Annotated in this window: 17 protein-coding genes and 1 pseudogene; 15 read left to right on the forward strand and 3 right to left on the reverse strand. The window is 64.8% G+C overall.

Features of this window, described 5'->3' with window-relative positions; translation table 11 throughout:
• Nucleotides 1–228: 228 nt before the first annotated feature.
• From P1K31_RS21475 to P1K31_RS21485, 3 genes are all read left to right on the forward strand, one after another.
• Nucleotides 229–771: a hypothetical protein gene (locus P1K31_RS21475; RefSeq protein WP_276306862.1), complete on the forward strand. Its 543-nt coding sequence runs from the start codon at nucleotides 229–231 to the stop codon at nucleotides 769–771.
• Nucleotides 772–1,266: 495 nt separating this feature from the next.
• Entirely contained in the window at nucleotides 1,267–1,968 is a 702-nt protein-coding gene (locus tag P1K31_RS21480; RefSeq protein WP_276306863.1) for a hypothetical protein, read from the forward strand.
• A 272-nt stretch (nucleotides 1,969–2,240) separates the two neighbouring features.
• On the forward strand, nucleotides 2,241–2,456 hold the full coding sequence (locus P1K31_RS21485) for a hypothetical protein (protein ID WP_276306846.1): 216 nt from the start codon (nucleotides 2,241–2,243) through the stop codon (nucleotides 2,454–2,456).
• Nucleotides 2,457–3,000: 544 nt separating this feature from the next.
• Here P1K31_RS21485 and P1K31_RS21490 read toward each other — a convergent pair.
• Nucleotides 3,001–3,156, reverse strand: a complete 156-nt coding sequence (locus tag P1K31_RS21490; protein WP_276306847.1) for a hypothetical protein — start codon at nucleotides 3,154–3,156, stop codon at nucleotides 3,001–3,003.
• Nucleotides 3,143–3,730 (reverse strand): DUF8118 domain-containing protein, encoded by a 588-nt coding sequence (locus P1K31_RS21495; RefSeq protein WP_276306848.1) that lies wholly within the window; start codon nucleotides 3,728–3,730, stop codon nucleotides 3,143–3,145. The genes P1K31_RS21490 and P1K31_RS21495 overlap by 14 nt, the downstream gene beginning before the upstream one ends.
• 195 nt (nucleotides 3,731–3,925) lie before the next feature.
• Here P1K31_RS21495 and P1K31_RS21500 point away from each other — a divergent pair, with 195 nt between their 5' ends.
• The 4 genes and pseudogenes from P1K31_RS21500 (at nucleotide 3,926) to P1K31_RS21515 (ending at nucleotide 5,002) form a co-directional block, all read left to right on the forward strand.
• Nucleotides 3,926–4,168 carry a hypothetical protein gene (locus tag P1K31_RS21500; RefSeq protein WP_276306849.1) on the forward strand — a complete coding sequence of 81 codons (243 nt, stop codon included), beginning with the start codon at nucleotides 3,926–3,928 and terminating at the stop codon, nucleotides 4,166–4,168.
• Nucleotides 4,161–4,457: a hypothetical protein gene (locus P1K31_RS21505; protein WP_276306850.1), complete on the forward strand. Its 297-nt coding sequence runs from the start codon at nucleotides 4,161–4,163 to the stop codon at nucleotides 4,455–4,457. The genes P1K31_RS21500 and P1K31_RS21505 overlap by 8 nt, the downstream gene beginning before the upstream one ends.
• A 1-nt stretch (nucleotide 4,458) precedes the next feature.
• A pseudogene (locus tag P1K31_RS21510) lies at nucleotides 4,459–4,850 on the forward strand (DUF7718 family protein).
• Nucleotides 4,826–5,002, forward strand: a complete 177-nt coding sequence (locus tag P1K31_RS21515; protein WP_276306852.1) for a hypothetical protein — start codon at nucleotides 4,826–4,828, stop codon at nucleotides 5,000–5,002. The pseudogene P1K31_RS21510 and the gene P1K31_RS21515 overlap by 25 nt, the downstream one beginning before the upstream one ends.
• 42 nt (nucleotides 5,003–5,044) lie before the next feature.
• On the opposite strand, the gene P1K31_RS21520 is transcribed toward P1K31_RS21515, so the two are convergent.
• Entirely contained in the window at nucleotides 5,045–5,293 is a 249-nt protein-coding gene (locus tag P1K31_RS21520; protein WP_276306853.1) for a hypothetical protein, read from the reverse strand.
• A gap of 565 nt (nucleotides 5,294–5,858) precedes the next feature.
• On the opposite strand from P1K31_RS21520, the gene P1K31_RS21525 reads away from it, so the two are divergent.
• The 8 genes from P1K31_RS21525 (at nucleotide 5,859) to P1K31_RS21560 (ending at nucleotide 13,117) form a co-directional block, all read left to right on the forward strand.
• Nucleotides 5,859–6,362, forward strand: a complete 504-nt coding sequence (locus P1K31_RS21525; RefSeq protein WP_276306865.1) for a hypothetical protein — start codon at nucleotides 5,859–5,861, stop codon at nucleotides 6,360–6,362.
• Nucleotides 6,359–9,091 (forward strand): phage/plasmid primase, P4 family, encoded by a 2,733-nt coding sequence (locus tag P1K31_RS21530; protein ID WP_276306866.1) that lies wholly within the window; start codon nucleotides 6,359–6,361, stop codon nucleotides 9,089–9,091. Before P1K31_RS21525 ends, P1K31_RS21530 begins: the two co-directional genes overlap by 4 nt.
• 1,448 nt (nucleotides 9,092–10,539) lie before the next feature.
• Nucleotides 10,540–10,695 carry a hypothetical protein gene (locus P1K31_RS21535; protein ID WP_276306861.1) on the forward strand — a complete coding sequence of 52 codons (156 nt, stop codon included), beginning with the start codon at nucleotides 10,540–10,542 and terminating at the stop codon, nucleotides 10,693–10,695.
• Between the two features lie 191 nt (nucleotides 10,696–10,886).
• Entirely contained in the window at nucleotides 10,887–11,429 is a 543-nt protein-coding gene (locus P1K31_RS21540; protein WP_276306862.1) for a hypothetical protein, read from the forward strand.
• Nucleotides 11,430–11,596: 167 nt separating this feature from the next.
• Nucleotides 11,597–11,929 (forward strand): hypothetical protein, encoded by a 333-nt coding sequence (locus P1K31_RS21545; RefSeq protein ID WP_276305545.1) that lies wholly within the window; start codon nucleotides 11,597–11,599, stop codon nucleotides 11,927–11,929.
• Nucleotides 11,926–12,423, forward strand: a complete 498-nt coding sequence (locus P1K31_RS21550) for a hypothetical protein (RefSeq protein WP_276305544.1) — start codon at nucleotides 11,926–11,928, stop codon at nucleotides 12,421–12,423. Before P1K31_RS21545 ends, P1K31_RS21550 begins: the two co-directional genes overlap by 4 nt.
• Entirely contained in the window at nucleotides 12,420–12,629 is a 210-nt protein-coding gene (locus P1K31_RS21555) for a hypothetical protein (protein ID WP_276306845.1), read from the forward strand. Before P1K31_RS21550 ends, P1K31_RS21555 begins: the two co-directional genes overlap by 4 nt.
• A gap of 272 nt (nucleotides 12,630–12,901) precedes the next feature.
• Complete coding sequence (locus tag P1K31_RS21560) at nucleotides 12,902–13,117, forward strand: hypothetical protein (protein ID WP_276306846.1); 216 nt, start codon at nucleotides 12,902–12,904, stop codon at nucleotides 13,115–13,117.
• Nucleotides 13,118–13,462: the final 345 nt, after the last annotated feature.

Genomic DNA, 13,462 nt, shown 5'->3' on the forward strand with positions numbered 1-13,462 from the left:
ACACCAACCGGGCGGGGGCGGAGTCCCCGAACTCGTGATGACCTCCGGCTGTCGTGCCTCCGGAGCGAGCAGGATGCACGAACGGGGCTGGTGTTCCCCGATACCGTCTCTGTGGTTTGTAGCATCGTCGGATGGGCGGCGGGGTCCGCCGTTCATCCGGCCGCACCGACTCGCCGCAGTCGACGGCCTGCTCCACGCCGTACCATTCCATTCATCCATCCATCCATCATGACCGACGCATCTCCCACCACCGACACCCCCGAGACCGACAGTAGTGACGCTGACAGCGACGTGATCGTGTTAGGCGCGCCCACGGCGTTCGCCACGATCGGCGACCCGACGGACCCCGACGGTGAGCGCCTGATCGAACTCCCCGAGCCCGACCCAGGCGAGGACGTCCGACGGTTCGAACTCCCCGCGGCTCAAGCGGATGCTGCCCATGCCCTGCTACGAAAGCACCCTCGCGTCACCGTGCTCTCGAATCCGACCGAGCGCGATCTCTCGAACGTCAAATCCCGCATGGACCTCGAGAAGGAGTGGCAGGAACAACAGGCGCGCAAGCACCAGCGCCGCCGTGAGAAGCAGGGACGGCACGACCCGGCGGAAGACCGCCCGGCCAACCGGTGGAAACTGATGGTCAACGCGATCTATGATCGGCTGGTTGCGGCGGGAGACGAGGAGGCAGCGGCGCGCCTGCGGGACACGCATCCGCTACGAACGCAAAAGCAACTGGCCGACCGCCTGGCGGTCGACTTGGAGGAAGAGGGGTAGCCGGCGTGGCGTCCCCCTCTTCCTCCTCGCCGGCTTCGTCCGGTTCGTCTGCCTCGTCTGCTGCGGCGCTCGGAGTTGTAGAGGGTAGTACTGAGCCCGATTATTCGAGCGTTGACCTCCCCTCGAAAGCCCGGACGGAGTACAGTTACGTCGAACGGCGCGCCGAATTGCTACAACTCGTCGAAGAGGCGGGCCACCCCGCCGCACTCAACCAGACGGAACTCGCCGAGGACTACGGCGTGAGCCAACAGCAGATTAGCAAGGACTTCGCCCGGATCGCCCGCCACGTTCACGCTCGGCTCGTCGATCGTGACCGACGGGCGTTCACCGTCGAGGCCGTGGTGTCCCGTGCGATCCGGGGCTCCTCGATAACGAAGAGTATCGGAAGGCGGCGAAGACAGCGATGGACTACGACGAGTGGATCACCGAGTTCCACGATCTCGACGTGTTGGCCGACCGCCTCGAGCGCCTCGAAGCACAGCAGGAGGGCCAGCGGTGACCCGCCGGTCGAAACGCGGCCTCGAGAAGCGCCTCGACCAGCTCGAAGACCAGTCAGAGCAGACGCCGGAGCTCTGTTTAGTATACACCCCGCTCTCAGTGTCCGACCCTCTCAGCACTGCAATACAGACGGATTGGCACGCCCAATGTGCTCGTGGGAACGCTCCGGGGTTCCTCATTATGACGTCCGGGGTGATCGCGGAGTTCCGCGGCCGGCTCTCCCGCGCGTTGTACGATCTCCGAGCCGAGACGGGGGTGTACATCCCGCAACCGACGTTCCTCGAGTTTCTCCACGGTCGGGTGGAGGGAGACGTCCCGCTTGGCGACGAGGGTGTCCGTGCATTCTTCGAGCAAGCGGCCATCACGGCAGACCACGTTGATCGCGTCTGGGATCGGACGGTCATGGCAGCGTCGCCGGACTATCCAGCGTATGGTCCGCTCGCCGGCGCCTCCGGCCACGATTCCGACCGTTCGATCGTGGAGGGGAGCATGACGCGCCGATCGAAACGCACCCTCGAGAAGCGCCTCGACACGCTCGAGCCGTCCCACCCCGACGAGGAACGGATCTTCGTCGCGATCATCGGTGGCGACGACGACGCCCCGACCGGGTGGCTCTCGCCGGCGGAGTACGAGCGCCACTACGGCGACCTGCCGGAGAGCGAGTTTACGTACAGGATCAATCCAGGTGATCGGGAGTGACCCGCCGATCGAAACGTGACCTCGATCGGCGGCTTGACGCGCTCGAGCCGTCCCACCCCGACGAGGAACGGATCTTTGTTGTCAGGATCGGGGGCGATCCTGAAACACCGAGTGGCTGGATGTCACCGGCGGAGTACGACCGCTACTACGGGCCAGAGGGCGAATTCACCTCTGATTCCGGTCTCACGATCGAGCCTCCCGCGACGTCGACGTGGCACGACGGCTCAGCCCCCCGAGGACTCCAAGACCGCCGGTGATAGATAATCAAGCACATGTCCAGCAAACGCGATCTTGAGCGGCGCATCGACGCCCTGGAATCGCCCGAACTCGCCGACGGTATCGACTCCGATCTCCCCGACTACGGTGGGTTCGACGTCATCTATGGCGACGAGGAGCGAGACGACACCGCAGAGGGCTACACGCTGGTGGCGGACGGCCAGTCACGCAGAGGCACGGCGTGGGAAATTTGGGCCCCTCCCGCCGATTGAAGCGGCCGACACGAGCGACTGACGAAGCAGCACCCCGCCCCGGCGGCGGCGAGGTGCGCGGACACAGGTGGGGATTGAAGGATCACCGCGTCAGTGGCATGCCACTGTTACACCCTCCCCCGGACGACTGGCCCGGGGGACCGGTCTGCGCTGCACGACTCGGAAGCTACCGGGCCGGTCTCGCGCCTCGACGACGCACACCGGCCGCGGTGCGTCGCGTCATCGGCATCCGTACGCAAGCGCGGCAGCTGCCACGCTCCCCCGTCGCTCGTTAACTCATTGATAATTGGTTGTATATAGCACGCCTCCGGTATAGTGATTTCGTGAGTATCTGAGTAACAAGATGTGCTGTCGTCGGGCTCCGAGTGGTATTGTCCTGCGTCTCCAGCAGCTCCGGTTAGCACCGGCTTATGCCGGATAATTCGGTAACTTACAATGTCACTGTAGCGTGGATGATCGGCCGTCGCTGACTGTGAGTAAGGGTCGGTGACGCCGCAGAAAAGGTCATACCTATAGAGGCGGGGGGACGGCCCCCGCGCTTTCGTTAGGACTGTTCGGCCGAGCGACAGTCGGGACAGAGCGCCCGCCGGAGCGTCTCGCCCTCGACGCGCACGCGGCGGACGTCCTCCTTGATCTCGCCGCAGGCGTCGCACGCCTTGAACATCACGCTCGCCCCCGTCCCCATGTCACGCTCCCTCATTGGTCTCGGTCGGACAATCGGCCGCGTGGAGGAGAGCGTTCCGGCCGCCGAGTGACATGAGCAGCTCGCGCCCGCAGCCGTCGCAGCGGACGTAGCGCTGTCCGCCCTCTGCGGGCGGCTCGACGTGGTACGTGTACTCACCCTCACCCTCGTCCTCGCCCTCGAGGACCTCGCCGTCATCGCCGGCGACGATGAGCCCGCCGTCCGTCGCGACGGCCGGATCCTGCTCGTCGTCGCCCGTCGCTCGGTCCACGTCCTCGAGCGCCTCGACCAGCAGCGGATCCATCGCGTCGCGGTCGGCGTCCGCGGGGACGTCGCGAGCGCCCGTCTCGAAGGCCACCCGGCGGGCGTGCTTGCACGTGACGCCGCGGTACTCGTGGTCCGGACAGGTGCACGCGCCGGTGCGTGCGTCGACCGTGTACTCGTCGCCGCCCTCGCCGTACACGAGGTAGAGGTCGGGGGCGTCCTCGACCACCAGCAGGTAGTGCGTGAGGGCGCGCACATCGCGCGGGTCAAGCTCCAGGTCGAGGTCATTGTCGGTACGTTCTTCTGCCGCAGTCTCGTGTGTCGTCATGGGTGTTACCGTGCAAGACACCCCAGCCCGCGCGGTGTGACGCGCGGGCGTTTCCTCCTATCGAGTGAAACGCCCCGAGGGACCGGTCTGTCTCTACCTATAGCTACTACGTGGAGTAACATAAAGATTACTCTCTGGAGTAGCGATACTCCAAAGGGTAATGTTTATCGCGGAGGAAACCGCATAGAGTAATGTATGCCAGCACCGAACCCGTCCGCCATGCCGGAAAAGACCTACCGCGCCCTGCTCACCGACCGTGAGATAGAGATTCTCGCGGGGGACGCGGACGTCTCGGACAGTTACCGATACCGTGTCGTCGCCCGCGTTCGAGACAAGATCGAACGGATCGGCGAGGTTGACCTCCCCATCCTCGACGAGCACCACCCCACGCTCGGCGATGAACTTCGGGAGGCCGTCTGTGAGGACGACGATGGGTAACGACAATGTCGCCGAGGCGGTTGAGCGGCTTTTCGACGCGCTCGAAGACCTGAACCGTGTGCACGGCCAACGGGAGGAATTGGCGTCTCGGGACATAGAAGCGCTCGCTGAGAAGCGTATCGGCGAGGATGTGAATTTGTCCGACGTGTATGCACCACCGGACGATGGACAACTTTGGATGGCACTTCGTCACGTCGACGCCGCCCGGGAGGCAATTGCGCAAGAACTCGAGGAAATATCTCCTCGGCTCGCTAAGCAGGGTCTACACGAAGACCGCGCCGACGAGTGAGATGCCAGACGATGCCCCCCGAGAGTATGATAAAGCGTTCACGACGCCGCTCGAGTACCGCGTGCGCCGCCGGCTCGGGATCGACGTCGAGCGTGGACAGGTGCGGCGGTTCGTCGTGCAACTTGAGTACCTGCTCGATCCTGACCGCGAGGAGTGGGCGACGGTCGTCCGCTACGATCACGACGCCGACGGGAGTGCTGAAGCGACGCACGACGTTACCGAAGAGGGGCTGCATATCGACGTCTACCGCGAGGGGAGAAAATCGACAGTCACGAACTGACGCCGCCGCTCCCGGCGAACGTCGCGCTCGATGCCGCCGAAGACCACTTAACTGAGCACATGGAAGGATACATACGGAGATTTGAACAATGGCACGGGATCACGAGCCGGTAACGGACGCCGAGATCGAGGCGGTTCGCGACGCGATGCGTGAGCAGCGTGATGAGATTCGCGACTACCTCAAAGGCGAAGGCGTCGACGTCCGGGCGTGGGAGCGCGGGCGGGCGCCCTCCCGTGCGGATCGCGAGTCGGCTGACTCCGACTGAGTCTGCAGGGGAGACAGTGAACTACCCCACCCTACCGCTCGCCTAACGGATCCCTTCTGCGGAGACCAGCTCACCGCTGTCGGTCGTCGTGATGAATCCCTGCTCGAGCGCCTGCTCGATCGCCGCGTCTACCTGTGCCGGGGAGTGGCGGTTTCGGTGGGTCAGGATCTGCCCGACGCGGAACGGCTCGATACTGACCGGCTGTGGCCCGCCCGTGTTGTACTCGACGACTCGGGCCACCTTCGCGGCGAGAGCATCCCGGTCGGTCTCCCGCTCACCGTCGTTGTGCATACCGGCGGTTCGGTCCCCACGAACACGACCGTTCCGCCCGTCGGATCACGAACGTATTCGGATCCGGCTCGACCCCCACAGCCGGCACAGCGAAGGACCAGCGGAGCGCGGGTCCCAGTCCGCGCGGAGCGGCCGGAAGCGGGGGCTTGCCCCCCGACCCGGAAGCCTGAGCGTTACCCCCGACCGGAGGGAGGGGGGCGTCCGGCGGTGGCGGTGACGGTGCGGTGCGGTGCGATGCGGTGGCGGTCGTCTCGCCGCTCTCGCGTCGCGTGTCGTGTCGTCGGCCACCGCCTCGACGCCCCGCACACCGCGTTTCTCTCGGACGGCCTTACATAACTACCAGCAAGAGACGCTCGGCGTGGGGCCTGATGTGCACGCGGGGACGCAGACGCCGTGTGGGGTGGTCCGATGACCGGGAGCGGCGACACTGCCGGCGAGCGTGACGACGCGATCAAAACGCTTCATCGGCGTTTCGGGTGGTCACAGTGAGGGGTGACGGCCGGCCACCGCTCGCGTTCCGACCCGCCGCTGTCCCCGAGCGCCTCAGCGACTGCGGGTGGTCGGCGTGACCGTGTTCGAGGCGGTCCCGGAGCGGCTCCGACAGCGCGCGCAGTGGGTGTGCTGGCGGATCGAGCATCGCGACGGGGAGGAGACGAAGGTTCCGATCAAACCCTACGACGAGCGTGCTGACGGCGAGGCGGACCACCCGTACGCCGCGTCGACGGATCCCGACACCTGGCGCTCATTCGAGACGGCCGTAGCGTACCACCGCGACGGTCGTGAGCGGACGGACGGCGTCGGCTTCGTGTTCGCCCGGGACGACATCGTTGCGGGCGTCGACCTCGACGACGTCCGTGACCCCGACACGAGGGAGGTCGAACCGTGGGCGCGTGACGTCATCGAGCGCCTCGATTCGTATACGGAGGTCTCCCCGTCGGGGACTGGCTATCACGTCTACGTCGTCGGATTCCACCCGGGCGACCGGAACAAGGTCCCCAGGACTCGACGCTCGAGGCGTTCGAGTCGAGTGAGCTGGAACTGTACGATGACGGCCGGTTCTTCACGGTGACCGGCGAGCAGGCGACCGAGTTCGACGTCTCGCCGGCCGTCGAGCAGCGCAACGGCGTGGTCAAAGACCTGTACGCCGAGTACATGGCTGCTGGCGAATCAGAATCGGCGGCGACGGGTTCGACGGCACCGCCGCCGGACCTCGACCTCGACGACGAGGAACTCCTGGAGAAGGCGCGCGCCGCCGAGAACGGCGAGAAGTTCTCACGGCTGTACCGTGGCGACGACTCGATGCACAGCAATGACACGAGTCGTGCTGACCTCGCCTTCTGTTCGATGCTCGCGTTCTGGACCGGCGGGGACCGCCACCAGATGGACCGCATCGTTCGGAACTCCGGCCGGATGCGGGCGAAGTGGGACGAGCCCCATTACGCCGACGGCACGACCTACGGCGAGGGAACGATCGACGAAGCCCTCTCCGGCGTGACGGAGTTCTACTCACCGGGAAGCCAGACCGCGCCGACTCCGCCCGCGATCGTTGGTGAGACGGCACGAGACGCCGAGACGGACGGCGAATCCGATGCTGCCGATGACGATGGAGCCTCGTCATGGGAGCACGTGCGCGGCGTCTACGCGAAGCCTTCGAACGTCCCTGGCTGTGAGAACAAGTACGCCAGGAGTGAGGCGGTCGACCTCCTCCTCGCCGATCACGCCTTCGCGACGCCGCGAGACACCGACCATCTCCACTACTACGACGCCGAGACGGGCGTCTTCGTCCGCAACGGGGAAACGTACGTCTCGGACATACTGAAGGCGAACCTCGGCCCGCACTACAGCCGGCACGAGCGAAACGAAATCGTCGACCAGCTGAAGGCGACCTGTCGCCACACGCGCGACGAATTCAATGCCGGCGCGGCGGACGCGCCGCTGCTCTGCGTGGCGAACGGCGTGCTCAACTTAGAGACGCGCGAGCTCGCCGACCACTCGCCGGCGTACCTGTTTACGCGCCGGATCGCGGCCGCGTACGACCCTGACGCGGCCTGTCCTACCGTGGACGCCTTCCTCGACGACATCACGAAGCGCGAGGAGGACAAGCGGACGATGCTCGAGATGGTCGGACATGCGCTGTGGCCGCGCTACGACTACGAGAAGTTCCTCATCCTCTTCGGCAAGGGCTCGAACGGCAAGACGACGTTCTTCAACGTGGTCACTGACCTCCTCGGCGCGGATAACGTCGCGGAGCACGAACTCCAGTCGCTCGCCGAGAACCGCTTTGCGACGGCCGACCTCTACGGGAAGCTCGCGAACATGGCGGCGGACATGTCCGGTGCGAAGGTGACCGACGTGAGCAAGCTGAAGGCGCTCACCGGTGGCGACCGGATCATGGCCGAGCGGAAGGGCGAGCAGGGCTTTTCGTTCCGGAACACAGCGACCCTCATGTTCGGGGTGAACCAGCCGCCGGCGTTCGGCGAACGGCTTCACTCGATTCAGCGCCGCATCGTCCCGGTACACCTCCCGTACAACTTCACCACGGAGGCGGACGACGGCAATCCGGACGCGAAGAAAGAGGGCTTCGTCGAGTCGATGACGACCGACGAGGAACTCTCCGGCTTGCTGAACGCGGCGCTCGACGGCCTCGACCGCCTCCGCGAGCACGGCGACGTGAGTCTTCCCGAGACGGGCGAGGAGCGCCTCGAATACTACGAGAAGTTCTCCGACCCGATTAAGCAGTTTCGCGTGGAGTGTCTCGACAATCAGCGAGGGTACGAACTCCCCAAAGCGGTCGTCTATCAGACCTACGTTCGGTTCTGTGAGGCGAACGACTTCGCTCCCCGTGATCAGCGCGTCTTCTGGCGCGTCCTCGGCCAGACCACCTTCACCGTCGACGAGTACCGCCCCCGCGTCGACGGCGAGCAGATCCGGACGCTTCGCGCGGCGACGCTGACCTCCGAAGGGGCACAGCACATCCCGCCGACGATGGCCCACCAGGTCACCCTCCCGTTCGACGATATGGCTGACGTCGACGACACCGACCGTGATGACGACGCTGACGGGGACGGGGACGGGGACGGCGACGGTCAGCCAACTGAGCGGTCGACGGTGCACGACGAGACGCCGCTCGCCGATCTCTCGGTCGCGGACGGCTATACGACGGTCACCGTCGAAGTGCTCGGCTTCGAGGAAAACACCGCCGAACGCGGCCCGGCCTACTCGGGGACGGTCCGTGATGCGACCGACATGGTGGACGTCATCGACTTCGCCGGCGTCGCGGAGCTGGCCGGCCTCGAGGCGGGCAAGTGCTACCGGATTAGTGGGACGAAATTAGAGATTCACGACAAGTACGGCCCACAACTCACCTTCAGCGAATACGCGACCGAGGTGGCCGAGATTCAGCAGGGCGTCGGGACGACTGAGCGAGGTGACCGCGGCGCGAACGCCGATCTCGCAGAGAGTACCGACGCGACTGATCAGGCGGTTACGGACGGGGGCGCGACCGCCTCCGACACGCCTGACGCCGGGGGTACGACCGGGGAGGAGACCCCTCCAGAATCGCCTGACGCGTCGAGTGCGGTCCCTGACGATGCGACGTCGACGCGTGCCGACGCCGTCCGTCTTCGCGAACTTATCGAGCAGGCCGGATCGGACGGTCGGCTCCCACGAGGGGAGTTGCTGGCGAAGGCCACGCAGTGGCGGGGGATGGACCCCGAGACGGCAGAGACCGCGCTCGCCACGGCGCTCACCACGGGCGTGCTTCAAGAACCAGAAACGGGCGTCTACGAAGTAGTGTAGCCGGCTTGACCTCCCCCCTCGTCCTCCTCGACGGGGGGACGCGGACGCCACGGCGTCCGTCGAGGGCGAGAGTCCGTCGAGTGACATCCACCCTGCCGTAACCGGCGGAGCTTCCCACACACTGGGAAGCCAGTCAGGCAGGTGTCAGCGGCGACGACCACGACGACAGCCTCGCGGCTGCCTCGACGCCCATCCAGACGTTCGTCGTAGCTTCGCCCGCGCGCGCAACGAGACCTCCGTCCGAGTAGGCCGAGAGCGTCACCTGGTGGCGGACGGGAGCCGACCAGCGACGCGTCCCTCACCGAACTGACGGAGACTGAAGGACGCCCCTCCTACCGACGCCCTCGGCGTACTCCTTCACCGAACTGACGGAGGCTGAGGGAGCGCCGACCAGACGCCGACAGAACGAGCTGGGAAGTGGACATCGGACGGTGCTCACAGTGAGGAGGATGCCGACGGCGAGTGCCGAAGCGCGCGGCGCGCATGATGTACCCACGACCAACAGTCATGAGAAGCGAGGTGAGTCAATTGAGTCAATCTGAGTCAATGTCAGGAATGGTACATTGACTCACAAAATCGCCACACTGCGGAGGGGTGAGTTGGAGTGAGTCAATTGAGTCAATCAAATCGCGTTTGCTCGCTTACTAACTATGGGTATAATCAGAGAGTAGGCCGAGACATTGACTCAATTGACTCACCCGTCTCAATTCCACTGCCGTCTTGTGGTTTTGCTGAGTCAATGCCGACCCCCACCTATTGACTCACATTGACTCAACCGACTCAGCGGACCACGCCCGTGACCACCGGGTCAAACGACCCCGCCGACCAGCAACGGCACTCGTCGATCCTGTCCACGCTCCCCCGGCGGTCTCTCCGGGGGACGTCTGAGGAGACCCCATAGCAGCATGCGACGAACACGAACGCTGGTTCTAACCCCGACCGCTCTTTTCCTCGCTGTCTCGCCGCTGCTCAGAACTTTCCAGCTCCGACCGTCTACAGCGTCTACATTCCCCTCGGAAATCAGTACAGTGTAGACGGTCACTTTTTCGAGTTCTCACCACCGTCTACGCGAATTCACAAGAATGAGTGGGTTCTCTACCCTGTTTTCTGGAGGCGTGGACGGTGTAGACGGTCCCTCCACTAAACTCGCATAGAGTAGCAGAAAACGAGGTAGTATACGCTCTAATAAAGAAGGTAGGGGGGGGCCCCCGTCTACAGCGTCTACACTTCTCGTGTGTCTGATAGGACTCCGCCGATTGATGAGTGGTGTCCGCGGTCTCCACCTGAAACGTATGCGCCCGTGCTGAGTGGTTCGCCGAGAACGGACGTTCTGTCCACCGATATTGACGTGTAAATTTACCACACTGATCAGAAGGTTCTTGTACCTATAGATCTTATAGACGAGTGAACACACCGCATCCGTCCGTCGATGCCCTCAGTCCAGTGCTATGCCCTCGAATTCGAGCCATACAACGATCGCCGTCCAGCCGGAGACGCGTGACGCCCTGTTCTACCGGAAGCGCCCGGGCGACAGCTACGAGGACGTCATCCGGCGGCTACTGGCCCACACCAACCGGGCGGGGGCGGAGTCCCCGAACTCGTGATGACCTCCGGCTGTCGTGCCTCCGGAGCGAGCAGGATGCACGAACGGGGCTGGTGTTCCCCCGATACCGTCTCTGTGGTTTGTAGCATCGTCGGATGGGCGGCGGGGTCCGCCGTTCATCCGGCCGCACCGACTCGCCGCAGTCGACGGCCTGCTCCACGCCGTACCATTCCATTCATCCATCCATCCATCATGACCGACGCATCTCCCACCACCGACACCCCCGAGACCGACAGTAGTGACGCTGACAGCGACGTGATCGTGTTAGGCGCGCCCACGGCGTTCGCCACGATCGGCGACCCGACGGACCCCGACGGTGAGCGCCTGATCGAACTCCCCGAGCCCGACCCAGGCGAGGACGTCCGACGGTTCGAACTCCCCGCGGCTCAAGCGGATGCTGCCCATGCCCTGCTACGAAAGCACCCTCGCGTCACCGTGCTCTCGAATCCGACCGAGCGCGATCTCTCGAACGTCAAATCCCGCATGGACCTCGAGAAGGAGTGGCAGGAACAACAGGCGCGCAAGCACCAGCGCCGCCGTGAGAAGCAGGGACGGCACGACCCGGCGGAAGACCGCCCGGCCAACCGGTGGAAACTGATGGTCAACGCGATCTATGATCGGCTGGTTGCGGCGGGAGACGAGGAGGCAGCGGCGCGCCTGCGGGACACGCATCCGCTACGAACGCAAAAGCAACTGGCCGACCGCCTGGCGGTCGACTTGGAGGAAGAGGGGTAGCCGGCGTGGCGTCCCCCTCTTCCTCCTCGCCGGCTTCGTCCGGTTCGTCTGCCTCGTCTGCTGCGGCGCTCGGAGTTGTAGAGGGTAGTACTGAGCCCGATTATTCGAGCGTTGACCTCCCCTCGAAAGCCCGGACGGAGTACAGTTACGTCGAACGGCGCGCCGAATTGCTACAACTCGTCGAAGAGGCGGGCCACCCCGCCGCACTCAACCAGACGGAACTCGCCGAGGACTACGGCGTGAGCCAACAGCAGATTAGCAAGGACTTCGCCCGGATCGCCCGCCACGTTCACGCTCGGCTCGTCGATCGTGACCGACGGGCGTTCACCGTCGAGGCCGTGGTGTCCCGTGCGATCCGGGGGCTCCTCGATAACGAAGAGTATCGGAAGGCGGCGAAGACAGCGATGGACTACGACGAGTGGATCACCGAGTTCCACGATCTCGACGTGTTGGCCGACCGCCTCGAGCGCCTCGAAGCACAGCAGGAGGGCCAGCGGTGACCCGCCGGTCGAAACGCGGCCTCGAGAAGCGCCTCGACCAGCTCGAAGACCAGTCAGAGCAGACGCCGGAGCTCTGTTTAGTATACACCCCGCTCTCAGTGTCCGACCCTCTCAGCACTGCAATACAGACGGATTGGCACGCCCAATGTGCTCGTGGGAACGCTCCGGGGTTCCTCATTATGACGTCCGGGGTGATCGCGGAGTTCCGCGGCCGGCTCTCCCGCGCGTTGTACGATCTCCGAGCCGAGACGGGGGTGTACATCCCGCAACCGACGTTCCTCGAGTTTCTCCACGGTCGGGTGGAGGGAGACGTCCCGCTTGGCGACGAGGGTGTCCGTGCATTCTTCGAGCAAGCGGCCATCACGGCAGACCACGTTGATCGCGTCTGGGATCGGACGGTCATGGCAGCGTCGCCGGACTATCCAGCGTATGGTCCGCTCGCCGGCGCCTCCGGCCACGATTCCGACCGTTCGATCGTGGAGGGGGGAGCATGACGCGCCGATCGAAACGCACCCTCGAGAAGCGCCTCGACACGCTCGAGCCGTCCCACCCCGACGAGGAACGGATCTTCGTCGCGATCATCGGTGGCGACGACGACGCCCCGACCGGGTGGCTCTCGCCGGCGGAGTACGAGCGCCACTACGGCGACCTGCCGGAGAGCGAGTTTACGTACAGGATCAATCCAGGTGATCGGGAGTGACCCGCCGATCGAAACGTGACCTCGATCGGCGGCTTGACGCGCTCGAGCCGTCCCACCCCGACGAGGAACGGATCTTTGTTGTCAGGATCGGGGGCGATCCTGAAACACCGAGTGGCTGGATGTCACCGGCGGAGTACGACCGCTACTACGGGCCAGAGGGCGAATTCACCTCTGATTCCGGTCTCACGATCGAGCCTCCCGCGACGTCGACGTGGCACGACGGCTCAGCCCCCCGAGGACTCCAAGACCGCCGGTGATAGATAATCAAGCACATGTCCAGCAAACGCGATCTTGAGCGGCGCATCGACGCCCTGGAATCGCCCGAACTCGCCGACGGTATCGACTCCGATCTCCCCGACTACGGTGGGTTCGACGTCATCTATGGCGACGAGGAGCGAGACGACACCGCAGAGGGCTACACGCTGGTGGCGGACGGCCAGTCACGCAGAGGCACGGCGTGGGAAATTTGGGCCCCTCCCGCCGATTGAAGCGGCCGACACGAGCGACTGACGAAGCAGCACCCCGCCCCGGCGGCGGCGAGGTGCGCGGACACAGGTGGGGATTGAAGGATCACCGCGTCAGTGGCATGCCACTGTTACACCCTCCCCCGGACGACTGGCCCGGGGGACCGGTCTGCGCTGCACGACTCGGAAGCTACCGGGCCGGTCTCGCGCCTCGACGACGCACACCGGCCGCGGTGCGTCGCGTCATCGGCATCCGTACGCAAGCGCGGCAGCTGCCACGCTCCCCCGTCGCTCGTTAACTCATTGATAATTGGTTGTATATAGCACGCCTCCGGTATAGTGATTTCGTGAGTATCTGAGTAACAAGAT

The sequence above is a fragment of the Halomarina halobia genome, from assembly GCF_029338575.1.
In the GTDB taxonomy this organism is placed as follows: domain Archaea; phylum Halobacteriota; class Halobacteria; order Halobacteriales; family Haloarculaceae; genus Halomarina; species Halomarina halobia.